This window comes from Streptomyces odonnellii, assembly GCF_000981895.1.
GTDB classification, from domain to species: Bacteria; Actinomycetota; Actinomycetes; order Streptomycetales; family Streptomycetaceae; genus Streptomyces; species Streptomyces odonnellii.
Genome location: NZ_LATD01000319.1, coordinates 1 through 23,369, shown reverse-complemented (window position 1 = coordinate 23,369; position 23,369 = coordinate 1). Strand labels below are relative to the sequence as shown.

General features: G+C 72.2%; 16 protein-coding genes. 6 read left to right on the top strand and 10 right to left on the bottom strand.

Annotated elements, in window-relative coordinates:
- Positions 1-9: 9 nt before the first annotated feature.
- The 10 genes from WH07_RS27395 to WH07_RS27350 all read right to left on the bottom strand — a co-directional run bounded on the left by WH07_RS27395 (position 10) and on the right by WH07_RS27350 (position 16,796).
- On the bottom strand, positions 10-1,140 hold the full coding sequence (locus tag WH07_RS27395) for a zinc metalloprotease (RefSeq protein ID WP_046505525.1): 1,131 nt from the start codon (positions 1,138-1,140) through the stop codon (positions 10-12).
- Positions 1,137-2,198 carry a lantibiotic dehydratase C-terminal domain-containing protein gene (locus WH07_RS27390; protein WP_046505522.1) on the bottom strand — a complete coding sequence of 354 codons (1,062 nt, stop codon included), beginning with the start codon at positions 2,196-2,198 and terminating at the stop codon, positions 1,137-1,139. Before WH07_RS27390 ends, WH07_RS27395 begins: the two co-directional genes overlap by 4 nt.
- A complete protein-coding gene (locus tag WH07_RS27385; RefSeq protein WP_046505519.1) occupies positions 2,186-4,975 on the bottom strand; it encodes a lantibiotic dehydratase in 2,790 nt (929 codons plus the stop codon). The genes WH07_RS27390 and WH07_RS27385 overlap by 13 nt, the downstream gene beginning before the upstream one ends.
- A 22-nt stretch (positions 4,976-4,997) precedes the next feature.
- The gene (locus tag WH07_RS27380) at positions 4,998-6,665 is read right to left on the bottom strand and encodes a SagB family peptide dehydrogenase (protein ID WP_046505516.1); all 1,668 of its coding nucleotides are present in this window, start codon (positions 6,663-6,665) and stop codon (positions 4,998-5,000) included.
- Positions 6,666-6,709: 44 nt separating this feature from the next.
- On the bottom strand, positions 6,710-8,671 hold the full coding sequence (locus WH07_RS27375; RefSeq protein WP_079023602.1) for a TOMM precursor leader peptide-binding protein: 1,962 nt from the start codon (positions 8,669-8,671) through the stop codon (positions 6,710-6,712).
- Positions 8,672-8,843: 172 nt separating this feature from the next.
- Positions 8,844-11,090, bottom strand: a complete 2,247-nt coding sequence (locus WH07_RS27370) for a TOMM precursor leader peptide-binding protein (RefSeq protein WP_046505512.1) — start codon at positions 11,088-11,090, stop codon at positions 8,844-8,846.
- Positions 11,091-11,153: 63 nt separating this feature from the next.
- Positions 11,154-13,025: an AfsR/SARP family transcriptional regulator gene (locus tag WH07_RS27365; protein WP_046505510.1), complete on the bottom strand. Its 1,872-nt coding sequence runs from the start codon at positions 13,023-13,025 to the stop codon at positions 11,154-11,156.
- 537 nt (positions 13,026-13,562) lie between these two features.
- Positions 13,563-14,342 carry a DeoR/GlpR family DNA-binding transcription regulator gene (locus WH07_RS27360; RefSeq protein ID WP_046505506.1) on the bottom strand — a complete coding sequence of 260 codons (780 nt, stop codon included), beginning with the start codon at positions 14,340-14,342 and terminating at the stop codon, positions 13,563-13,565.
- 85 nt (positions 14,343-14,427) lie between these two features.
- Positions 14,428-15,477, bottom strand: coding sequence for a 4-hydroxythreonine-4-phosphate dehydrogenase PdxA (pdxA, locus tag WH07_RS27355; protein WP_232789077.1), 1,050 nt, complete (start codon positions 15,475-15,477; stop codon positions 14,428-14,430).
- A complete protein-coding gene (locus tag WH07_RS27350; RefSeq protein WP_232789076.1) occupies positions 15,474-16,796 on the bottom strand; it encodes a four-carbon acid sugar kinase family protein in 1,323 nt (440 codons plus the stop codon). Before WH07_RS27350 ends, pdxA begins: the two co-directional genes overlap by 4 nt.
- 213 nt (positions 16,797-17,009) lie before the next feature.
- Here WH07_RS27350 and WH07_RS27345 point away from each other — a divergent pair, with 213 nt between their 5' ends.
- From WH07_RS27345 to WH07_RS27320, 6 genes are all read left to right on the top strand, one after another.
- The gene (locus WH07_RS27345; RefSeq protein WP_079023601.1) at positions 17,010-18,632 is read left to right on the top strand and encodes an ABC transporter substrate-binding protein; all 1,623 of its coding nucleotides are present in this window, start codon (positions 17,010-17,012) and stop codon (positions 18,630-18,632) included.
- A 3-nt stretch (positions 18,633-18,635) separates the two neighbouring features.
- Positions 18,636-19,565, top strand: coding sequence for an ABC transporter permease (locus WH07_RS27340; protein WP_046505504.1), 930 nt, complete (start codon positions 18,636-18,638; stop codon positions 19,563-19,565).
- Positions 19,566-19,567: 2 nt separating this feature from the next.
- Positions 19,568-20,551 (top strand): ABC transporter permease, encoded by a 984-nt coding sequence (locus WH07_RS27335; RefSeq protein ID WP_046505502.1) that lies wholly within the window; start codon positions 19,568-19,570, stop codon positions 20,549-20,551.
- 3 nt (positions 20,552-20,554) lie between these two features.
- Entirely contained in the window at positions 20,555-21,409 is an 855-nt protein-coding gene (locus WH07_RS27330) for an ABC transporter ATP-binding protein (RefSeq protein ID WP_046505576.1), read from the top strand.
- 68 nt (positions 21,410-21,477) lie between these two features.
- Complete coding sequence (locus WH07_RS27325; protein ID WP_052744574.1) at positions 21,478-22,314, top strand: ATP-binding cassette domain-containing protein; 837 nt, start codon at positions 21,478-21,480, stop codon at positions 22,312-22,314.
- Positions 22,311-23,291: an aldo/keto reductase gene (locus WH07_RS27320; RefSeq protein ID WP_079023599.1), complete on the top strand. Its 981-nt coding sequence runs from the start codon at positions 22,311-22,313 to the stop codon at positions 23,289-23,291. Before WH07_RS27325 ends, WH07_RS27320 begins: the two co-directional genes overlap by 4 nt.
- The last annotated feature ends 78 nt before the right edge of the window (positions 23,292-23,369 follow it).

Below are 23,369 nucleotides of genomic sequence, written 5' to 3'. Positions count from 1 at the left end.
GGTTGTGGGTCAGTGAACTAGTTGGAAATACAGGCCTGTTGCCAGGGCCGCCAGTACGAGTACGACAAGCAGGGCCGACCCCACCGCGTACCCGAGGTAGAGGGTGCGGGCCCGGCGGGGGTACGCGGCGGCGGCCTGCCGGTCGTTCAGGCGCAGCCGCAGGTACCGCCCGCTCTCGGGTGCGAGGTGGGAGACGCGCAGAGCGTGGCCGAGCATCGTGTACCCGTCAAGTGGCGGCAGGGGCAGCAGGTTGACCAGGGCCTGGGCGCTGCCGAGCAGCAGCAGGCCGGACAGGACGCGGCGGGTCGGGTCCCCGTCGGGCAGCGCCGCCCACCAGGCGAGGAACGGCAGCAGGAACAGCAGGTTGGCGAAGGCCCCCGCGCCGGCCACCGCGCACTGGTGCCAACGCGTCCGAAGATAGCGGTAGTTGTCGACCGTGCAGTACATCACGGCCATGGGCAGCCGCCAGCGCAGCCCGATCTCGCTGACGGTGCCGCCGTAGTGCCGGGCGGCGATCCCATGGGCGAGTTCGTGCAGTGCCGTGCTGAGCCAGAGCAGGGTGAAGACCGCCACCAGGGCGACGGGCTGGTGGAACAGCCACCAGGTGTCGTCGCCCAGCCGGGGCAGCGCAGACGCCAGCAGGACCTCCATGGCCGCCATGAGCGCGGCCAGCGGAACCAGGACCGGCGCGCGCAGAGCGGGGCGGAGCAGCCGGTGGAGCCGGCCGGTGGTGGCGTCCGCGTCGGCGACCAGCCGCATGGTGCCACGCAGCAGGGTGCCGTTGAACGGTCCGGACGCCGGGGTGGCCGGGGCCGGCCGAGGAGGTGCGCCTACCAGCAGGCTCCGGGCGCCCAGGAGTTGGAGGAGCCGGCGCCAGTGCGGCTCGCCGAGCCGTTTGCCGAAGGCGTCGGCGTACTCGTCGCCGATCTCGGCCAGGCTGCGGACACCGTCGAGCCGGGCGATCAGGAAGTACTCCTTCACTCCGACCTCGAAGGCGGCGCCCCCGTCCGGGTCCTTGATCAGATGCACGGTGGCGGGGCCGTGCAGCAGGGCGGGGCTCAGCAGGATGTCCGGGCGCAGCGCCGGGCGGTGGGAGAGGAGTCCGGCGGAGTCGGCCGGCCGGGCGGGGTTACCGCTCATGGGATCGCCGCCGGGGCCGGGGTGCCGGTGGTGTCCTCGCGCAGGACCCGGCCGAGTACGTGCGACAGATACGCCTCGTCGCGGATCGTCACATGCAGCCGGTTGTTGGTCATGTGCATATACGGCGAGAGCAACAGGGGCAGCGCCACGGCGGGATCGCCGACCTGCTCGTCGCGCGTACCGTCCCAGGAGCGGAAGACCAGCTCGCCCCGGACAGTCAGCTCCTCGGCCCGGTCGCGGAGTTCGAGGCAGTGCTCGGCCCAGCCGCGCAGGAAGGCGGGCAGCCGGCCGAGTTCCCCCGTACGGACGGCCCGCCGGATTCCCTCGAAGCGGCGGCCGAGACCGGGGGCCATCTCCGCGTAATTCTTGTCGTATTCCTTGGAGCCGATGAATCCGGTACCGGGGAAGGCCTTGTGCCAGAACTCGTAATAGCGGTCGAGATAGCCGCCGAGTTCCTCGCGCTCGGGCAGGAAACAGCCCGCCATGACCATCATGAGCTGCGCCGAGGTGCCGAGCAGCACGGTCCGCAGATGGAGGTTCATGGTGCGGAAGGCGTCCATGACCAGATCGCTGGAGTGCGCGAAATGCCATTCGGCCAGCTCGATCCCGGCCGGGCCGCCGTACTTGCCGTATTCGGGCTCGTACGGCTCGTAAGAGAAGGAGTTGTTGGGCCGCAGGTTCATCCGGCCGTCGGCGTCCATGAAGGCACCGCGGTCGCCCTCGGGGAACTCGATTTCGAAGAGGGTGTTGTAGAACTCGTTGAGGAAGCCGGAATCGACCTCGTAGAGGGCGGGCCTGGCACGGAGGAAGGCGCTGATGGCCTCCTCGGCGCGGCGGCGCACCTCGGCGGTGTCCTCGGGGGTGGCCGGTCTGAGCCGGAGGCGGACATGCGGTCCCTCCAGCCAGTAGTTGATGAAGAAGTGGCCGGCCAGCAGTCCTTCGGCGGTCAGCTCGGCGACCAGCGGCCGTACGCAGTTCACCAGCAGGGGCTGCGGGTTGGCGGCGTAGAAGATGTGGATGGCCTGCCAGTCGCCGGGGGCGGGGGTCAGCTCTGACATGTCGGGGCGCCCTCTGTGCGTCGGGTCGGGGTGAAGGTGAAGGTCTCCACGGCCAGCTCCGCGACATGGCTGCCGCGCGCGGACCGGACATGCAGCCCGTCCTCGGAGGGAAGCATCTCCCGCAGCACGACCCGGTCGTCGGGGTGCGTCGGGAGCGCTTCGAGGGCCGTGAGGGAGAGACAGCTCTGGAAGTCGACGTACTGCGGCTTGGCACCCGCGCCGCCCCGGGGTCCGCTGGAGACGGTCGCGAACACCCGGTCGGGCAGCCGGTGCCGGCGCTGCCAGCGCCGCCAGCCGAGATACCACTCGTGCTCGCCGGTGCCCGGCGTGCGTACGGGCAGCGCCCCGGCCGTGGTGGCCCAGCTGCGCCGGCTCAGGACGAGCTCGCCGTACCGCACCCGGGGCCGTGCGGTGACCCCGTCCTCCGCCTCGCCCTCCGGGACCCCGCCCCACACATCGAGGGGAGCCATCGAGGTCGGGGACATCAGCAGCAGGGTGCGGGGGATCTCCGGCAGGGCGAGCGGTACGAGATAGCCGAGGTAGACGGGGATGACCTCGCGGCCGAGCCGGGCCGAGCGCAGGACCAGCCGGTCGGTGGCCTCGTCGTGCTCGACGGACAGGTCGTCGAGGTCGATGCGCCGGTCCTCGGGGACCGTGCTGGACTCGCCGGGGCAGACGATCTCGTAGTCGGTGAGCGGGCTGTGCAGATTGAGATTGCTGGTGACCGCTCCCCCGGTGATCTCGGCCAGCACCGCTCCGTCGGGGATGCGGGCACGGGCGCTGTCGCGCAGTTCGCGGGAGAACGCCCCCGCCTCCGCCGCCGGGCCCTCCGGATCGTAGACATGGGTGAACCGGCTGAAGGGGAAGGACAGTCCGCCGTAGGAGCGGTTGAGTACGGTCAGCGGTTCGCCGTTCTCACGGGCGAGCTGGAGATGGTGCGACTGCGGTACGAACTCGCCTGCGACCGGGGCGAGTTCCTCGGCGACCGGGGCGAGATCGGCCTCGCCGAGCCGGATCTCGTCCGCCTCGCCACGGGCCTCCCAGGCTTGCCGCATCCGGGAGATGAAGGTCTTCCGGGCCGCGTCGATGGCGCGGATCCCGGACAGGCCCAGCCAGTTCTCCTCCGGTACGTATTCTCCCCGGTCGTCGAACGGTCGCCGCTTGCCGGCGAAGGAGAGGTACTGGTCGAAGAAGTCCTCGTGGAAGTCGTGGACGAGCCCCAGGAGATCGTCGCAGCGGCCGCCCCGGCCGTAACGGGCCAGGAAGAAGCCCTTGAAGGTGACGCGCTGAGGCAGCGTCAGATCGAAGGCGGGCAGGATCCGTTCGACGGAGCGCAGCGCCCCGCCGTCCGGTCCGGTCCAGGCGCCCAGACCGCAGCTCACCTCACGGCCCGCGCTGACGTCCTCGTACAGCAGTGTCTGCGGCAGGGTGGCTCCGCCGTCGCTCAGCAGGGCCTGGGCGTCGCGCAGTCCGGCGCGCAGTTCCCGCAGCAGTTCCGCCCGTTCGGCGCGATCGGCGGCGGGGAAGCGGTCGATGGCGGAGACCGGTCCTTCGAGGGCGGCGGCGAGTGCGTCGGCCCAGGGCCGCCCGAGTCCGCCGAGCGCGGTGCGGAAGGAGCGCAGCGGATCGGGGCTGTGGACATCGGTGTCCAGGCAGGGGACGCGCACCATGCCGAGCTGGAGCAGCGCCGCCACATAGGTCTCGCACTGCTCGGGCTCCGCGCCGTGCTCGGTGCGCAGCCAGTCGACCAGATCGTGGTAACGCAGCTCGCGGCCGGTGTCGAAGAGGGCGAGCAGCCGGTCCAGGGTGCCGCTGCGGCGCAGGAAGAACAGCCGGTCCTTGACCGCGTCGAAGGTGACGGCGGCCGAGTCGTCGCCCGCGGTGATCCACTGGCGCACATAACGGATCCGGTCGTCGTCGCGCTCCCAGCCGGAGGCCAGCCGTACGGGCAGATCGCCCCGGCGGGCGGGGTCGGCGAGGATCAGTTCGGCGAGCCGGCCCAGGACGACGACATTGAGCCGTACGTGGCTGGTCCACTGGTCCTCCACATGGAGGTCCGCATCCGTGCCGTCCTCGTCGAAGAGGCCGGTGGCCACGCCGGTGAAGGTACTGAACGGGCTGGTCTTGCAGGCCGTCCGGTAGAGATACGCGAGCACCGAGCGCTCGATCTTGCGCATCCGCTTGGGCGCGCCCGGACCGGCCTTGACAGCGTTGACATAGGAGTCGAGCTGTCCCTCCAGGGTCGGCGAGGCGAGCAGGAGTCCGCAGCGCAGCCGGTCCTCGGTGAGCAGACCGCGCAGCGCGGCCCGGGTCCTGTCGAGATCGGCGGTGAGCAGCGGCGCGCCCTCGGCCCGCAGCTTCTCCAGGTGCCTGCGGTCCCTGAGCCACTCGGCGGTCGGTTCCGCGGCGTCCGGGTCGAGCGCGGAGACCAGCCGTAGGGCGGCGTCGGGGGCGGCGGGCAGTTTGTTGTTGAAGATCTGGCGGCGCAGGGCGAGCAGTTCACGGCGCTGTGCGGCGCCGTCGCCGTCCGGGGAGACATCGGTGGCGCGTACCACCTCGTGCAGCCGGTCGCTGAGTTCGGCTCCCCGGGTACGCAGCCGGTCCTCGGCCGCGAGGACGTCGTCGGCCCAGCGGCTGCTGTCGGCGCAGCGCAGCGCGTGCACGGACTCGACGGGGAGCCCGGCGACGCGCAGCATGAAGCGGCGGCCGGGCCGCCAGTCGGTGGTTTCCTCGGTGGGCGCGCCCTGGGGCGAGCCGGTGCTTGTGCCCGGTGTCATGGCAGTTCTCCCCCGTCCCGGGTCAGGCGATCTCGTAGCGGAAGTCGGCGGGCCGGGCCCGCTCGTTGCCGAGCAACATGATGAGCAGCGGTTTCTCGCCGGTGCGGTCGAGGCCGAGTTCCTCGATGTAGGAGATGTTGTCGAAGCCGAGCGCGACGCCCGCGCCGAGGCCGAGGGCCGAGGCCGCCGTGTAGAAGGTCTGGGCCACGGCTCCGATGGTGCCGTTGACAAGCCGGTAGCCCCGGTCGCCGACGGCGTCCAGGACGGCGTGGGTGCGGATGGTGGGTACGAGGACGGCTCCGGCCTGCTCCAGGTTGTAGTTGGAGAGGAAGTAGTTGCGCTGGAGGAACGGCCCCGGCGCTCCCGGTACGACCAGGCGCAGCTCATGGGCTGCGGGGTCGTAGGCGTACGCGCCGGGCTCGACGCCCTCGGCATGGCTGACGAAGGCGTACAGCGTGACCAGGCCGGGGACGGCGGGCAGATCCCGGCCGGGACCGTCCCCCTCGGTGGCGGGCCGTTCGGCGTCGCTGCCGAGCGAGGCGGCGGCACTGGCGCTGAGGGTGGCGGCGAGCTGCGCGGTGGTCAGGGGCGTACTGGCGTCGAAGCGGCCGAAGCTGCTCCGGCGTGCCCGCAGTGCGGTACGGACACTCACCGGCGGCAGCGCGGGCTCCGGCAGCGCCACGGTGACCCCGGTCCCGGCGGGCGGGACGGTGGTGGCGGGGGCCAGCGCGCCCGGCGCCGGGCGGTCGGCGGCTCCCTCGGCGGTCGCGGCGTGGATCCGCTCCAGGGTCTCGAAGCGCAGGATCCTGCGGGAGCGCTCGGAGTCGCTGTAGCGGGCGGCCGGCGGGGCGGGCAGTGCGGGAGCGGTGGGCCTGGCGCCCTGCCAGGTCAGCGGGACGACGGCGAACACGCCCTCCTCCGCGTTGTCGACTCCGAGTACGTGGCTGAGCCTCTGCTCGTCGAACCACAGGAGTGGTTCGACCTCCAGGCCACGGGCGCGGGCCCAGATGCGCCAGGTCTGGAGGATCGCGCCGAGGTCCATGCTCACGGCGTGGAAGGAGAAGCTGTTGTACTTGAAGGCGTTCTGCCAGTACTTGATGCCCAGGACCAGGAACTGGTCGCGGTCCGCTCCGGCCGCTCCGTCACCGAGTGCCGCGCGTATCTCGCCGGTGACATCCCCCGCGACCAGACGCTGCATGGTGTGGTGCGGGGCCGAGTAGTAGTGGACACCGGGGGTGGCGGGGCCGCTGGGTCCCGAGATCCAGTAGACGCTCACCGGGTAGAGGCCGCCGCCGGAGGCGGTGCCGCGCGACCAGTTGGCCTGGGTGTAGTGCGGCAGGGCCGCCAGGTCGGTATTGGTCTGGACACCGAGCCTGCGGCCGGTCAGTCCGTACGAGTCGCGCAGCATCCCGGACAGCGCGTCCAGGGTGAACGGCCGGCTCCCGGACGGCACTTGGGAATCGCCCGGCTGTCCAGGACCGCCCGCCGTGCTCGCCCCCGGGGGCAGACAGCCGGCCGCGACGGTGGCCTCTTCGGGGAAGTCGGTCTCCGGCAGGGGGAACGCCCCGATGCCCGGGTAGTACTTCGCCTTCCTGGGCCGGTCCGCCCAGTCGGGGACGAAATCGGCGGGCTCCATCGGGATCCGGCCGCGCTGCATGATCGCTGCCGCATAGTCATGGGCGTAGCCCACGGGACGCTCCTCTCTGCTGGACGGTGGGTTCACGGGAAACGGGTTCACGGGAAGGGGTGGGGCGCCGGGTTGAGGTCCTCCGGCGTCAGATCGCGGTCGCGCAGTCCCGCCGCACGCAGCGCGGTACGCATCCGGGGCATGGTGCGGGCGCGCTGCCGGGACCAGCCGAAGTCGATCGGCAGCAGACCCGGGACAAGGACACTGACGGTGTACAGGCCGAGCCTGCGCTGCTCGGGCATGGTCTGGTCCACGACGACCACGTCAAAGCCGGCCGAGGTCACCGCGTCGACACAGCGCCGCAGATCCTCGCGCAGATCCGGGGAGGCGGGCGCGCCGGACGGATCCGGCCAGCGGAGATCGGCGACCGCGCGCGGCGGCTCCGGCGGGCCCTGCCGCCCCGTGCCCCGGTCGCCGAGGAGGAACCCGGCGTACTCGCCCATCTCCGGGATCCCGTACACCAGCGGATGGTCGTGCAGCGCTGTCACCTGCGCGAAGTCCTCGGCCATGGCACGCAGCCGGGTCTCGTCGCGCTCGGTGCGCCCCTGGAGGTTCACCGCGTCGGTCGCGATCTCGCAGAGCGCGGAGTCGAGCGCGGACTCGGGGTCGAGCCCGGCGCCCGCGCCGAAGCACATCCGTCCCGGACCGCCGTCGAAGCGTTCCGCGACGGCGGTGACCACCGGGACGGGGAAGGTGATCCGGGTGTCGAAGAACCGGGCCCGGTAGCCGTACATCGCCAGCCGGTCGACCATGTGGCGGGTGGCGGGGCGATCGCTGGTGGCCGGGTCGATCTCGGGCAGGGGCTGCTGCCCGTACCAGGTGAGCAGGAAGGCATCCCGTTCGATGACCTCCATCAGCCCGAAGTAGATCGCCTCCTCCAGACAGCCGCCGGAGGCACAGCCGTTGGAGCTCTCCTGGACGAACCTGTTCTCCAGACCGGGCGCGTGATAGTACGTCAGCACTTCCGGTACCAGGCGCGGCTTGTCGTCGCGCAGCGAATGGCCCCACACCCATGGGATCCGGCGGTCGGGCGCAAAGGGCCGGACCCTGGGGTTGTCGCGGTAGAACTCCGGTGCGTACAGGCCGACTTCGCGGGGGTCGACGGCGTCGGCCCCGAACTCCTCGTAGCTTCCGGTCACACTGGTGACCCGGGAGCGCGCCCGCATTCCGGCGTACCGCTCCATGCCTTCCAAGACGCCGATCCGGTTGCTCCGGCCGAACGAGTCGGCGTGGCCGCCCCAGAACGTCTCGCGCAGATACTCCCCCGAGCGCATCGAGAAACAGCCGATGGTCGCCGAGGTGGAGGTGGAGGAGACGTCATGGACGACGGAGGGGCCGAGCGCGCCGCACACCGGATTGGCGAACGCGGCCACATCGATGTCGTACGACTCGATGGGGCGCAGCCGGAAGGTGCCCGCCCGGTGCTTGGGGGCGGGGCGCAGGGTGATACGGGCGTCCTCGGCGGTGTCGGTACGGGGCGTGGCGCAGCGCGGGCACTCGGGGTCGGGGACGAGGGGGTAGTGGCGGACGGTGAGGGTACGGAGGTCCAGCAGCCGGATCGCGGGGAACGGGCCGCCGTCGGCGGGGGGCTGGTCCCGCAGGGCGGTGACGAGCGCGGCGAGGGCGTCGGCCGCGAAGGGGGTCGCGTAGGGCCATTCGCCGGCGGCCCGGGTCTCCCCGCCCAGTTCCAGGGCATCGCGGAGCGCCACCGACCGTACGGCCTGCCAGCGGCGGGCGAGACAGTGGGGGCAGGGGGCGGCGGACGAGCCGTCGCCGCCGGGCAGCGGCCCGACGACGGCGTGCCCGGCGTACACCTGTACGGGAACGGCCGGTTCCGTACGGTCAGGACGCTCCACGGCGGCCGGCGCCTCGGGCGCGAACGCGTCGCCGATGCCGAGTACGCCGATCTCGGCCTCGGGTCCGCCGAGCCGCTCCAGGGCGCGCCCGAGAAGTTCGTCCAGCCGGAGCCGCGCGCCGCCGACCGGGTCCGCGAGACCGGCCGGGCGCACGGAGAGGGTGCTAGGGCCTCTCGTTCCGATCTTGCTGGGCTCGCGAGCGCCGGCACCGCGCCTCGCCGCGTTGTCGTCGGTCACCAGGGCTCCGCCATGGCTCTCTCCTCCGCCTTGCGATCCACGGCGCCGTCCCCCGCTCCCTGATCCAGCCTGATCCGAACGAAAGACCCTAGGCGCCACGAAGAGCCTCCGTGGTGAGGAGTACCCGGGCGGTCCTGATCCCGACGGTGGCCAGATCGGCGGACCCGGTGGGCACCACCAGGGCGTCGCGCCCGGCGGCCGCGAGCCGGTCGAGCACGTCGGACCAGGGCGTCGCCTCCCGGTCCGCGGCGGCGGGCAGGCCGTCGGTGTCACGGGCGTCAAGTGTCACCGGGTCGAGGTCGCGCAGCAGCGGGTCCCCGGTGTCGAACGGCGCGGCTGTCTTCTCGCGGCCGAGCTGCACCGTGCCGAGCAGATCACGTACGGCCGCGGACGCGGCCCTCCGCCAGCTCGTCTCGCTGCCGACGGCCCAGCCGCCGGCGCCCCGGGCGAGCAGCACATGGACGCCGGAGCGGTCGCTCTCGCCCAGATCGAGCAGTTCCAGACCGATGTCGAGGACGGCCGCGGAGCGGATCAGGAAGGTCAGTTCGGCGTCGGCGTCCGGGCCCTCACCAAGTGTCTTCAGCGGTGTCCGGCTGACCGGTCCGCCGCGCAGCGCCCTGGTCAGGGCGGCATGCGCGATCGCGGAGAGCAGGCCGTCGGCGGCGGCGTCCGCGGCCGAGGCGCCCGCGCCGGTCCCCGCCCGGGTCGGCTCGAACAGCCGGTCGGCGTTGTGGCGGCCGAAGGTCCGTACCGCCGCGGCCGGCACCAGTACCTGTTCCTTGGTCAGCAGCGAGGTGGCCACGGTCCACTCGGCCACCCGCTCGGCGACGGCCGGCACCGGCCCGGCGGTGGTCAGCGCGGCGGGCTCCAGGGAGCGGACCCCTGCCCGTGCCGCTTCGAGCTGATGCCCCGTCAGGATGCCCGTGGTGGGCGCGACATGCTCGGCGTACACCTCGGCCGCCGCGTTCAGCGCCCGGAGCCGGGCGCCCGCGACATGGTGGACGTCGAAGGCGGCGATACGGCGCGAAGTGCCGTGCCCGGTGCCCAGTTCGAGGACGGTGGCCTTGAGCGGGATCTGGGTGAGCGGCTCGTCGGCGAACCGGGTGAAGACCCCGGCCTTCGGCCCGACCAGCACGGACCGGCGGTTCAGCTCCTCCACCAGCGCGTCGGCGTCCCGCGCGGTGGCCACCGTCGGCATGGGCAGGGTGTCGCTGCCCGCCGCGGTGAGATCGACGGCCGCCGCTTCGTCGCCCGCTCCGGCCGCCGCGCAGAACGGGCAGCGCGGGTGCGGCAGCAGAGGCTCGGTGGACACGTCCAGGGACCGCATGTCCTGTACGACCAGCCGGCCCGCGGTCTCGGCGGTCAGGGCGCCGGTGGTGAGGCGGAAGATCTCGTACCCCAGCAGATTGCCGATCATGGCGGCCAGGGGGCGGCTCGGGAGTTCACCGGCCGGGACGGTGCCGGGCAGCGCCAGCGCACTCCAGATGTCGGCGGTGGCGCCCGTCTCCTCGTGGTAGCCGATACGCAGCGCCGCGCACGCCCAGCAGCCCGGGGTGCCGGCCGTCATCAGCGGTCCGACGACGCAGTGGTGGCCGTACGACCAGGCGGGCAGCAGGGTGCGCCCCTCGGGAACACCCGCGCTCAGCAGCGGGAACAGCCGCGACGGCGCGGCGGGTCCGCCGGTCACCACGACGATGTCGTACGTGTCGAGGTCCGGCCAGCCCAGGGGCCGGGCCTGGCCGCCGTCCGGGATGTCGAGGAGGGCCACCGGGCAGCCGTCGGCCGCGGCCTCCCGCGCCTCGGCCTCGATGAACTCCCGGTCCTCGCCGGTGAGTCCGGGCTGGACGCCGATGGTGGCGCAGCCGTTGCGGATCAGGCTGAGCACACACCAGCGGGCGGTGTCGTCGTCGCCGAGGACGGCCACCCGCGCGGTGGTGAAGCGCCGGAACCGGGCCTCCGCGTCGTCGGAGTAGTGGTCGACATAGGCGATCTGCGGGGCATAGCGGCGGGCCACGTCGGGCGGTGTGTCCACCGCCTCGGCCCCGGCCCCGGTCTGCGGCACGGCGCGGGCGAAGTCCCTCTCGTACAGGCTCTTCACCAGCTCTCCGACCATGGCGCGCTGCCGGTCGCCGAGGCCCTGGCAGATGTCCGCGACCGTGTGGTCCCCGGTCAGGTGCGGGACGATCAGTGTGGCGAAGCGGTAGGCGGCCTTGGCGGTGAGCTGGAACCCGCCGTCGGCGTTGTGGAACAGCACTCCGTCCGCGGTCTCGGTGAACAGGACGTCCCGGCGGATACGCGGACGGGTCGCGGCGACGGCTTCGTAGGTTGAGCCCATGTGAATGACACCCCTGGATGCGTGGACAAGGTGGCGGGATCGTTCGAGGTCGGGCATGGCCCGTCAGTGGGGCGCGGTGGCCGTCCGGCTCCGGTTCCATTCGCGCGCATGACGACGCGCGTAGATTTTCAGCAGTTGATGGATGCGGTAGGGGCCGGGCGGCCCTTCTTCGAGCAGCCCGGCGTCGGCGAGCCGCTCCAGCGCCTCTTCCGCCTCGGCGGAGCCGCCGAGCGTGCCGGAGGAGAGCAACAGCCCTTCGTGCTCGCCGAGTTGGTCACCGAGTCGGCGGAAGGCCTCCTGCCAGCGCGGCTCCAGCCGGTGCAGCGCCCCGCCGAACACATGCGGGACGGACATCCGCGGGTCGTCGGCGAGGGAGAGCCGGGCGGGCAGGTCCTCGGCCAGCCAGGCCACGCAGTCGTCGATGCGCAGCCCCGGCCGGGTGAGCAGCCGGGCCGCCGCGATCCGCAGGCTGAGCGGGAAGTGCCCGCAGATACGGGCGAGTTCACGGGCGGCGGCGGGTTCCGCGTTCACCCGGGCCGGGCCGAGGGTGGCCGCCAGCAGCTCCAGGGACTCCTCGGGTTCCAGCGTGGAGAGCCGGTGGACGGTGCCGCCGTGGGTTGCCACCAGACCGGCCAGACCGCGTCTGCTGGTGACGACGGCGGCGCCGCCGGCCGCAGCCGGGAGCAGGGGCCGTACCTGGTCGGCGCCGGTGACATCGTCGAGTACGAGCAGAATCCGCCCTGCGGCGGTGCCGGGCGCGGGGAGGTCCGCCATCGCCTCGGCGGGGGTGACGGACGATCCGTCCGGGCGGGTCATGGCGAGGATGAACACCCCGCCGGGGAAACCCTCCTGGCAGTCGTGCGCGGTCTGGAGGGCCAGCGCGGTCTTGCCGATTCCGGGGGCTCCGGAGAGCACCACGACGGTGGCGGCGCCCGGGTCCCGCGCGGTGAGGCTGGCGTTGATCGCGGCCCGCTCGGCGGCCCGGCCGGTGAAGGACGGCACGGGCGGCACGGGAAGCCGTGCGGGAAGTACCGGAAGCGGTACGGGGGGCACGGACGCGGGTGCCGACGGGAGGGCGGCGGCCGGAGTGTCCGCGGGAGCAGGGGCGGCGGCGAGGGCCGGCCGCGCGGGCCCCTCCGCGAGGGCCAGTGGCGCCCGGCCCGGAAGGGGCACCGCCTGGTCGACGGCCGCGGGGCCGAGGTCGTCGCCCCGGAGTATCGCGAGTTCGAGCCGCTGGAGTCCGGGCCCCGGGTCGATGCCCAGCTCCTCCTCCAGCCGGCCCTTCACCGAGCGGTACTCGCTGAGGGCCTCCGACTGCCGGCCGGTGCGGTAGAGCGCTTCGATGAGCTGTTCGGAGAATCTCTCGCGCCCCGGATGCCGGCGGGCGGCCTCCCAGACGTCGACCAGTACCTGGCGACATCGGCCCAGCGCGAGCTCGATGTCACAGGCCCTTTCGAGGGCGCGCAGCCGCTCCTCGGTGAGGCCCGGCACCTCGTCGCGGTGGAGCATCGGGGACGGTACGTTCGCCAGCAGCGGCCCCTGCCACAGGGTGAGGGCCTCCTTGAGCCGGTACAGCTCGCTCTCGGCGTCCGCCGCGCCGTCCGCCGCCCGTACCAGGGTGCGGAAGCGCACCAGGTCGAGGGTGTCGGCGTCGGCGTTCATCCGGTAGCCGCCGGGCACCGCCTCGATGAGGCTGCCCGTGACGCCGTACTTGGTGAAGAGGCGGCGCAGTCGCAGGACACAGCTCTGGAGCGCGGCTCTCGCGGTGGCCGGCTGGTCCTCGTCCCACAGGGCCCGGAGCAGGTAACCGGTCGAGACGACGGATCCGGGGTGGATGAGCAGAGCCGCCAGCAGGCTGGACGGTTTGGACGGTTTGAGGACAACGGCGTCCTCGCCCTCGGCGATGCTCAAAGGGCCCAAAAGCTGGAAACGCACGCGACTCCTGCCCCTCGAATCAGCACTCGGGTACACGGCGCGTGAAAGTGCCGAAAATTGGGCACACCGCGACGTCAGGACATCCACGGAAAGAAATCTTTCGCATTTTTCCGTGGTACAGACCTCTGCCAGGCCCCACTATTTCCTACTCCCCCGTCATGGCGCGATACGCCCTACTACCAGCTATTCAGGACACGGTGCCCTTTACCGTCCCACAGGGACCGGCCAGGAGCCTTTAATCCTGCTTTGCCAACAGATGAATAGACGATCCATAGGACACCCCACCTGTCCTAATCAATGCGGGCGCCCCGAACTTGTTGGGCATCCTAGTAAGTTGATCTGGGAAAGTCGACCCTTACTCGGATTGGCATTCTGCGACAAAAAGTCAGCAAGCAGAATTGGACGTTCAATTGCGCGTGAATGAACCGGCCCGTGGCGGGCTGTACCGCTCGCACCGCTCTGCCCGCACTTGACCGGAAGGCCCCGCGGAGCGTGCGCTCCACGGGGCCTCCGGGACCGGCCTGCCCAGCGCGCGGGTTACGTTTCCCGCTTCGCCAGCACGACCGTGACGCCGCGCGAGCGCAGCGCCTCGACGGTCTCGGGGTCCGCGCCCTCGTCGGTGACGAGGGTCCACTCCGGCCTGAGCGGGGTCCAGGCGTGGAAGGGGCGGCGGCCCAGCTTCGCCGCGTGCGCCAGGACGTACACCCGGTCGGCGCGGCGCGCCATGAGTTCCTTCAGCCGCGTCTGGCGCAGATCGGCCTCGCAGATGCCGTGCTGGGGCGAGACACCGTCGGTGCCGAGGAAGAGCCGGTCGAACGTGAGCCGTTCCAGGGCGGCTTCGGTCAGCGGTCCCACAAAGCCCTGGCTGAGCGGCCGCAGCGTACCGCCGAGGCACTCCACATGGACCGTTTCGACATCGGCCAGTTCCTGAAGGGCCGTCAGGCCCGTGGTGGCGACGGTGACATCCTCCGCCGTACGCAGTTCGTGCGCGAGCGCCCCGACCGTCGAACCCGCGTCGAGCAACAGCGACTCCCCCGGCCGTACTTCGGCGGCCGCCCAGCGCGCGATGGCCCGCTTGGCCTCGAAGGCCTCGCCCGTACGCTGCCGGAGCGAGGCCTCGGGGTGGGCGGCCAGCGCCATCGCACCGCCGTATGTACGGGCGAGCCGGCCGTCGGTGGTCAGCTTGGCGAGATCACGGCGGATGGTGGACGCCGTGACCCCGAAGAGCTGGGAGAGTTCCTCGACACTGGCGAGCCCGGTGGTCGTGGCGAGATGGACGATACGGTCGCGCCGGGCGTTCGATCCGATCGCAGACATCAGTCTTCTGTCCTCTGGTACGGGCGAACCGGGGCCGACGGGCCGGTGCCGGTGGGCAAGGGGCCGGGGGTCGGCGGGCCGGCGGTCAACGGGCCGGGGCGGCCGACATCTCGGCGGCCTGGCGCAGGGCTTCGACCATGCTACCGGCCTCGGCCCTGCCCGTACCCGCGATGTCGAAGGCCGTGCCGTGGTCGACGGAGGTGCGGATGACCGGCAGACCGACGGTGAGATTGACCCCCGCCTCGATGCCCATGACCTTGACGGGGCCGTGGCCCTGGTCGTGGTACATGGCGACGATCAGGTCGTAGTCGCCGCGTGAGGCGAGGAAGAAGGCGGTGTCGGCCGGGAGCGGTCCCACCGCGTCGATGCCGTCGGCGCGCAGGATCTCCAGCGCGGGGACGATCTTCTCCTCCTCCTCGCCGTAGCCGAACAGACCGTTCTCGCCCGCGTGCGGGTTGATCCCGCAGACCCCGATGACCGGGTGCTCGACACCGGCACGGACCATCGCCTCATGGCCGCGGCGCACGGTCCGTTCCACCAGACCGGGTTCTATCCGGTTGACGGCGTCGATCAGTCCGATGTGGGTGGTGACATGGATGACCTTCACCCGGGGTGTCGACAGCATCATCGACACCTCCTCGACTCCGGTGAGATCGGCCAGGAGTTCGGTGTGCCCCGGGTAGAGATGGCCGCCCGCGTGCAGGGCCTCCTTGTTGAGGGGGGCGGTGCAGATGCCCTGTACCTCGCCGTTCATGGCGAGTTCGGCGGCGACCCGTACGTACTGGTACGCGGCGTCGCCCGCGACGGCGGACAGCTTGCCCCAGGGCAGATCGGCGGGGAGCAGCCCGAGGTCGACGACATGGATACGGCCGGGTCCCGGCACCGCCTCCGCCGGGCTCCCGACGGACACGATCTCGCAGTCGGCACCGACGATGGCGGCGGCCCGGCGCAGCCGCTCCGCGTCGCCGATGACGACGGGGCGGCAGCGGCGCAGGGTGTCGGCGTGGAGCAGCGCAGGGACGATCACCTCGGGGCCGATGCCGGCGCCGTCGCCCATGGTGACCGCGATGATCGGGAGCGGCCGGCCCGCGGTGTCGGTCTGCTCCGCGGGGGCGGTCGGGGCTGCTGCGTTCACAGGGCTTCTCCTTGCGGTACGGGTGATTCGGGCGGTGGGGGGTACGGCGCGGTGAACTCCGCGCGCGGAGCGGGGACTTGAGCCGGAGGACCGGCGGCGGGTACGTGCGGTGGTACGAGGGGCTGGTACGGCCTGAGGGCCCGGGCGATCCGCAGCAGCGAGCCGGAATCGCCGTAGCTGCCCGGGCGGGTGACCACCGACCGGCCGTCGGCGGTGCGGCTGTGCACCGCTCCGTGGTGGACCTCTCCCACGGGCAGGAGTTCGGTGACACCGAGCGCGTCCAGGACACGGCGCGCGGTCTCGCCCCCGGTGAGGACGAGATCGGCGGGGTACGGCACGGCGGCGACGGTCCGGGCGAGTCCGGCGACCACCCGGCGGGCCGAGCCGGGCCGTATGCCCCGGGAGCCCTCGACGCTCACCACGGTGATGGCGTCGTCCGGGCCGGTGGTGAGCGGGACGGGTTCGGCGGCCCCGGCAAGGAGTTCGGCGGACAGGGCGACATGCCGGGCCCCGGCGGCGGTGAGTTGCGCGATCTGCGCAACGGCTCCGGGTTCGGCCGTGCCCACGACGACGAGCAGCGGGAGCGCGCCGCCGGGCGCGGGGGCGGGTGACGGCCCGTCGGTTCCCGGACTCAGCCGGCCGAGGGCGGCGGCGAGCCCGCCGGTCCCCATGAGCCGCACCCCGGGACCCAGTGCGAGCGCGGCGGCCGCGATCGCGTCGAGGTCGCCGTCCGACTCGGTGTCGCACACGGGGGTGAGCCCGGCCTCCACGAGCGCGCGCAGCCGCCCGGTCAGCTCCGGGAGGGGTGCGCGTACGGCGGTGAGCGGTACGACGGCTGTCGGTGTGCCGTCGAGCGCGGCGGCCACCGAGCGCGGTGCGGGCCGGGTCTCCGCGCGCCAGGCGTCGGTGTCGTGGAGCGGCTGTCCGCGCAGGTGGACGATGCCGTCGTGGACGGTGCGCCCGGCCGCGGGGAGCGCCGGGGCGATCACAAGTCCGGCGGCTCCGTCCGCGTAGGCGGTGGTCTCGGCGGCGAGATTGCCCCGCAGCAGGGAGTCCGTCTTCTTGAGCAGTACGGTGCCGGGCCCCGCGCCCCGTACCGCCTCGCGGACGATCCTGGCGGCCTGGTCCGCGTCCCGCTGCCGGGTGTCGAGGTCGACGACCAGGGCCCGGCCGGCACCGGGGGACCGCGGGGCCGCGGGGCCCAGAACGATCCTGGCGGGCAGGCGCAGCGCCGCCGCCGTTTCGGCCGCGCCGGACAGATCGTCCGCGAGAGCCAGCACCTGGCGGGGCGTTCGGTCTCCGCTGGGCGTGAGGGACACGGATACCTCCTCCGGGCGGCCCGGGGCGGGCTGCCTCGGTGCCTGATGATGACACACGCTGCGCGAAGTGCGCGAGACCCCTTGCGCGAAACACGCAACCGTGCCACCTTGTGCGGCGCGACACCTGTTGGTCCCGGACAGACCGGACACGCTCCGGCGGACCGGGCACACCCAGTTGAGCCGGTCGCCTCCCAGAACCCGAGAAGGTCGACGATGACCCCTACCCCTCAGAGCGCTTCCTCCGGCGCTTCTCCCGGCGCGCCGGCCGGTGCTCCGCCGCGTGAGCCGCTCAGCCGCCGCACCCTGCTGCGCTGGGGCGCCGCCGGCGGCGCGGGTGTGGCGCTCGCCCCGCTGGCCGCCTGCGCGGGACCCACCGGGGCCCCCGGCCCCGGCACGCTCACCCTCGGACTGAACCGCTCCCTGGTGAGCCTCGACAACAAGCTCAACCAGTTCGACGCCGCGGTCACCGTGCAGCGTGCGGTGCGGCAGGCCCTCACCCGTATCGGCCCCGGCATGAAGCCGCGGCTCGTGCTGGCCGAACGGTTCGAGATGGCCGAGCCCACCGCCTGGGCGGTACGGCTGCGCGAGGACATCCGCTACTCGGACGGCAGCCCCGTCACCGTCGAGGATGTCGCCACCGCCCTGAGGATGTACGGACAGGTCAACGGTTCGTTCCTCCTCGGTCTCTTCCCCGAGCTGCCCACCGTGGAGAAGACCGGGGCCAGGACCTTTCTGCTGCACACCAGGAAGCCCGTGCCGGTGCTGGACCGGCTGATGGCCAACATCCACATCACCCCGGCCGCCGCCAACAAGCCGGAGGAGTTGCAGAGCGGGCTCGGCACCGGTCCGTACCAGGTGCTGAAGGCGAACGGCGGCGCCGGTGAGTACACCCTCGGGCGCAATCCCCGGTACTGGGGGCCGCGCCCGCGGATCGACACCGTAAGGGTGCGGTTCGTACCCGAGGAGTCCAGCCGGGTGGTCGCGCTGCGCAGCGGCGAACTCGATGTCGTCGACACCCTGACCCCCGACTCCGCCGACCAGTTGACCGGTCTGCCCGGGGTCGAGGTCGAGGTGACCTCGGGCGTCCGTATGTGCCAGCTCTTCTACAACTTCCGCAAGCCGAAGGGGCATCCGCTCGCCGATCCCCGGGTCCGGCAGGCACTGACCCACGCGATCGATGGCGACGCCCTGATCAATGACGTGCTGAACGGCTCGGCGGAGGAGGCCGGCGGTGTGGTGCCGCTCGCCCTCGAAGGCGCCGTGCGGACCGGCTCGTACACCTACGATCCCGGAAAGGCTCGTGCCCTGCTGACCTCTCTGGGTGCCGGTGACCTGAAGGTCAAGGTCATCTGGGAGAGCGGGGAGTTCGCCGCCGACACCTCGGTGATGGAGGCCGTCCTCGACATGCTGAAGGCGGTCGGGGTACGGGCCTCGCTCCAGCAGTTCGAGCCCGGCGGCGACATCCTCACCTGGCGCCAGGGCCGGGCCGGTGACTGGGACGTCATCGGCAACGGCTACGGCAGCCCGACCGGCCAGGCCCTCACCACGCTCCAGGGCATGTACGGCGGGACCGCCGCGAAGGAACGTACCCGCGACGCCTTCATGGGCTATGTCGTACCGGGCGTCGAACGGCAGCTCTCCGCCGCGGCCACCGAGGTGGACGACGCCGAGCGCACCAGAAAGCTGGCCACCGTGCAGCAAGCGATCTGGGACACCTGGCCCAGCCTCTGGGCCTTCGCCCCGAAGACCCTGCTCGCCCGCAGAGACCGGGTGCGTGGCATGTCGCTGCTGACGATCAACTCCTACGACCTGTCCGCCGTACGGCTGGAGGGCTGAGCCGTGCCGAAGTATCTCGCCCGCCGGCTCGGCCAGAGCCTGCTCACCGTCTTTCTCACCCTGACCACGGTCTTCCTGCTGGTACGGCTCGCCCCCGGCGACCCGGCCGCCGCGTACGCGGGCCCCACCGCCACCACCGCCGATCTCGCCAGGATCCGCGGCGAGTTCGGGCTGGATCAGCCACTGATCCAGCAGTACGGGATCTTCCTGCGCGATCTGCTGACGGGAAACCTGGGCACCAGCTACTCCTTCCGTGCCCCGGCCCTCGATGTGGTCCTGGACCGGATGCCGTACACCATCACCCTGGCCGTCGCCGCGATCGCCGTCACCGCCGTCGTCGCCGTACCGCTCGGAGTGTGGATGGCGCGCCGCGCCGACTCGAAGCGCGAACTGGGCGCCAATGTCCTGACCATCACCGGCCAGTCCATGCCGGACTTCTGGACCGGGGTGATGCTGCTGACCGTCTTCGCCGTGCTGCTGCCGGTGCTGCCCGCCTCCGGCTTCACGTCCTGGAGCGGTCTGGTCCTGCCGACGGTGACCGTCGCCATCCTCCAACTCGCCCTGATATCACGGCTGGTACGGCGTGAGATGACCACGGCCCTCAACTCCCCCTACATCACCGTCGCCCGCTCCCGGGGCTTCTCCGAGCGGGCGCTGACCTGGCGGTACGCGCTCGGCAACTCGGGGGTGCCGCTGATCACCGCCATCGGCACCCGCTTCGCCGCACTGCTCAACGGTGTGGTGGTGGTCGAGGTCGTCTTCGGCTGGCCCGGTGTCGGCTCGCTCGTCGTCCGCGCCCTGGAGACCCGGGACTACCCGCTCATCCAGGCCACTGTCCTGGTCACCGCGACCCTCGCGATCCTTGTCCAGCTTCTCGTCGACCTCGCCTACCCGCTGCTCGATCCGCGGGTACGCCTCGGAAAGGCGGCCTGATCATGACCACCGCCCTGCGCAGCGCCGCCTCGTCCGGCGCGCCGTCCGCCGGCTCCGGCGGCAGGCCGAGCGCGGTCACCGCGCGCGATCTCGCCCGGGCCACCGCGACCCGGCAGCGGCGCGGCGCCCGGTTCAAACTGTGGGCCGGGACCGTCTGCACCGCCCTTGTCGTACTGCCGGTCGCCCTGGCGCGCGTACTGCCGCTGCCCGGCGCCGACGCGCAGGATCTGTCGGAGCGCCGGCTGCCGCCGCTCAGCGACGGGCATCTGTTCGGTACGGACCAGCTCGGCCGCGATCTGCTCTCCCGGGTCCTGCACGGCGGCCAGGTGTCCCTGACCGTCGGCATCCTGGCGGTGCTGGTCTCCGGGGTGATCGGTATCGCGGCGGGCGCCGCCGCCGGGTTCTTCGGCGGCTGGGCCGACACGGTCGTCTCCCGGCTGCTGGAGGCGCAGCTCGCGCTGCCCCTGCTGATGATGCTGCTGCTCGTGGTCGCTCTGTTCGGGCCTTCCGTGACCGTCATCACCTGTGTGATCGCGGTGGCCCAGTGGCCGGAGGTGGCGCGGCTGACCCGCTCCCTCGTCCTGGTGGAGCGCGAGAAACCCTATGTCGCTGCCGCCCGGGTGCTGGGACTGCGCGGCTGGTCGGTGCTCGGCCGCCATGTGATCCCCAATGTGGTGCGCCCGGCGAGCCTGGTCGTTCTGCTGCTGCTCGCCCAGGCGGTGCTGCTGGAGAGCGCGCTGAGCTTCCTCGGGGCGGGCCCGCAGCGGCCGTTCGCCACCTGGGGCCGGATCATCTCCGACGGCCAGGACTACATCACCACCTCGTGGTGGCTGGTGACCCTGCCCGGGCTGGTGATCGCACTGCTGGTGGTCGGCGTCAATCTGATCGGCGACGGGCTGCGCGACCGCACCCGTACGGCACGGCTGCCGCGCGGCGTGCGCGCGCCGCGCACATCGCGCGGTGCGCGCGCGGGGAAGGGAGTCTGAGCCATGGCCACGGACGTGTCGCCGCTGGACGGCGTTCCGCTGCTGGATGTCGAGAACCTCCAGATCGAGCTCATCACCGCGCATGGAGTGATCCGCGCCGTCGACGGGGTGAGCTTCACAGTGGGCGAGGGCGAGACCGTGACCCTCATCGGCGAGTCGGGCTCCGGCAAGTCGACCACCGCGATGGGTGTGCTGCGGCTGCTGCCGGAGGGGCTCGCGGTGCTGTCGGGGTCGGTACGGATCGCGGGGCGGGATGTCGTCGCCGATCCGCGCGCCGCCCGGGCGCTGCGGGGGCGGACGGTGTCGCTGATCCCGCAGGACCCGATGACGGCCCTCAGCCCGGTGCACACCATCGGCCGTCAGCTCGGGGACGCGCTGCGGCTGCGGCATCCGGGGCTGTCGCGTGCCGAGACGCGGGAGAGGGGTACGGAGCTGCTGGCCCAGGTCCATGTACCCCGGCCGGAGACCCGCTGGAAGGCGTATCCGCACCAGTTCTCCGGCGGCATGCTGCAACGCGTTCTGATCGCCGTGGCGCTGGCGGCCGAACCCCGGCTGCTGATCGCCGACGAACCGACGTCCGCTCTGGACGCGACGGTGCAGGCGGGTGTCCTCGATCTGCTGATGGAGCTACAGGAAGTGGAGGGGATCGGGATGCTGATGATCACCCACGATCTGGGGGTGGCCCGGGTCGTCTCCGACCGTATTCATGTGATGAAGGAGGGCAGATTCGTGGAATCTGGCCCCGCCGGCACGATTGTCGACCGGCCGGCCGAACCGTACACCCGCGCTCTGCTGGCGGCGGTCCCGCGCCTGGGCGCCTGGGACGAGGACGGCCTGACCGGGGCGGTGGCCCGATGACTGAGCCATTCAGCGGTCCGTCGGCCGAACCGCGCGGTGGATCGGTGGATCGGCCACCATCTGGTCCAGTGGCCGAGCCACCGCTCCTCGACGTCGAGGATCTTGTCGTCGAGTACCCCACCGCCCAAGGTCCCTTCCGTGCCGTCGACCGGGTCAGTTTCCAGCTCCCGCGCGGGGGTTCGCTCGCCGTGGTCGGGGAGTCGGGGTGCGGCAAGTCGACCCTCGCGCGGGCCCTCGTACGGCTGCTCAGGCCCGTCTCCGGGCGGATCGTCCTCGACGGTACGGACATCGCCACGCTGTCCGAGCGCCGGCTGCGCCCGTTGCGGCGACGGGTGCAGATGGTGTTCCAGGACCCGTACGGCTCACTGGACCCGCATCTCACCGCCCAGCAGATCGTGGCCGAGCCACTGCGCCTCTCGGGCATCGGGGACCGGGCCGGCCGCGCCCGGCGTGCGGCGGAGCTGATCGACCGGGTCGGGCTGCCCTCCTCGGCCCTGCACCGCAGGCCGCCGGAGTTCTCCGGAGGGCAGCGCCAGCGGATCGGTATCGCCCGCGCCCTGGCGTCCCGCCCCGACCTGCTGGTGTGCGACGAGGCGACCTCCGCCCTCGACGTCTCCGTACAGGCCCAGGTGCTGGATCTGCTGCGCGAGCTCCAGGCCGAGACCGGGATCGCCTATCTGGTCATCGCCCACAACCTCGCAGTGGTCCGCGAGATCAGCACCGAGGTGGTGGTGATGCGCGCCGGCCGTATCGTCGAGACCGGGCCGACCGCCGCCGTGCTGGCCTCACCGGCCGAGCCGTACACCCGGGCGCTGCGCCGCGCGGCTCTCGACCCGACCACGATCCGGGGCGTCAAGCCCCGGCACCTGCTCACCACCACCGCACGGGAAGGCACTCGTTCGTGACCACCGGCATCGACCTGCCGCATGTCCCCGTCCCGCTGTCGCGTCTGGTCCTCGGCACCATGACCTTCGGCGACACCGTCGACCGGGCGGGCGCCGCCGCCATGGTGGACACGGCGCTGGACGCGGGCATCACCGGTATCGACACGGCGAACGGTTACGCGGGCGGTGAGAGCGAGCGTATTCTCGCCGGTCTGCTGCCGGGCCGTCGCGACCGCATCGTCCTCGCGACCAAGGCCGGGATCCCGCATCCCGACCAGGGCGGGCACGCCCCGCTGTCGGCGGCCGGGATGCGGGCGGCGCTGGAGGGCAGCCTCAAGCGCCTCGGCACCGACCGCGTCGACCTCTTCTATCTCCACCAGCCGGACCGTGCCACTCCGTTGGCCGAAACCCTGTCCGCCGTCGCCGAGTTCGTGGCCGAGGGGAAGATCCTCGCCCTCGGTGTCTCCAACCACGCCGCCTGGCAGATCTCCGAACTCGTGCGCACCGCCAAGGAGGTGGGCGCGCCCCGGCCCGTGATCGCCCAGCAGCTCCACAATCTGCTGGCGCGCCGGCTGGAGGAGGAGTACGCCGAGTACGCGGCCGTGACCGGGCTGCGCACCATGGTCTACAACCCGCTCGGCGGCGGCCTCCTCACCGGCCGCCACACGTTCGGACGGACTCCGGAGTCGGGCCGGTTCGGCGATTCGCGGCTGGCCGCGATGTACCGGGAGCGCTACTGGGACGAGCGGCTGTTCGCCGCCGTCGCCGAACTCACCGGGATCGCGCGCGAGGCGGGCATCCCCCTCACGGACCTGGCGCTGCGCTGGCTGCTCGGCCGCCCCTCCACCGACGCTCTGCTCCTCGGCGGCTCACGGACCGAGCACCTCCGGGCCAATATCGCCGCCGCCGGGGCGGGCCCGCTGCCGCCCGAGGTGGCGGCGGCGTGCGACGACGTCGGCACGCGGCTGCGCGGCCCGATGCCGGCGTACAACCGCTGACGCCGACCGGCTCCCGGCGCCGTACCCGACCTGCCCCGCCCCCGGCACCGGCCTGACCCCTGTCTCCTATACACGTCT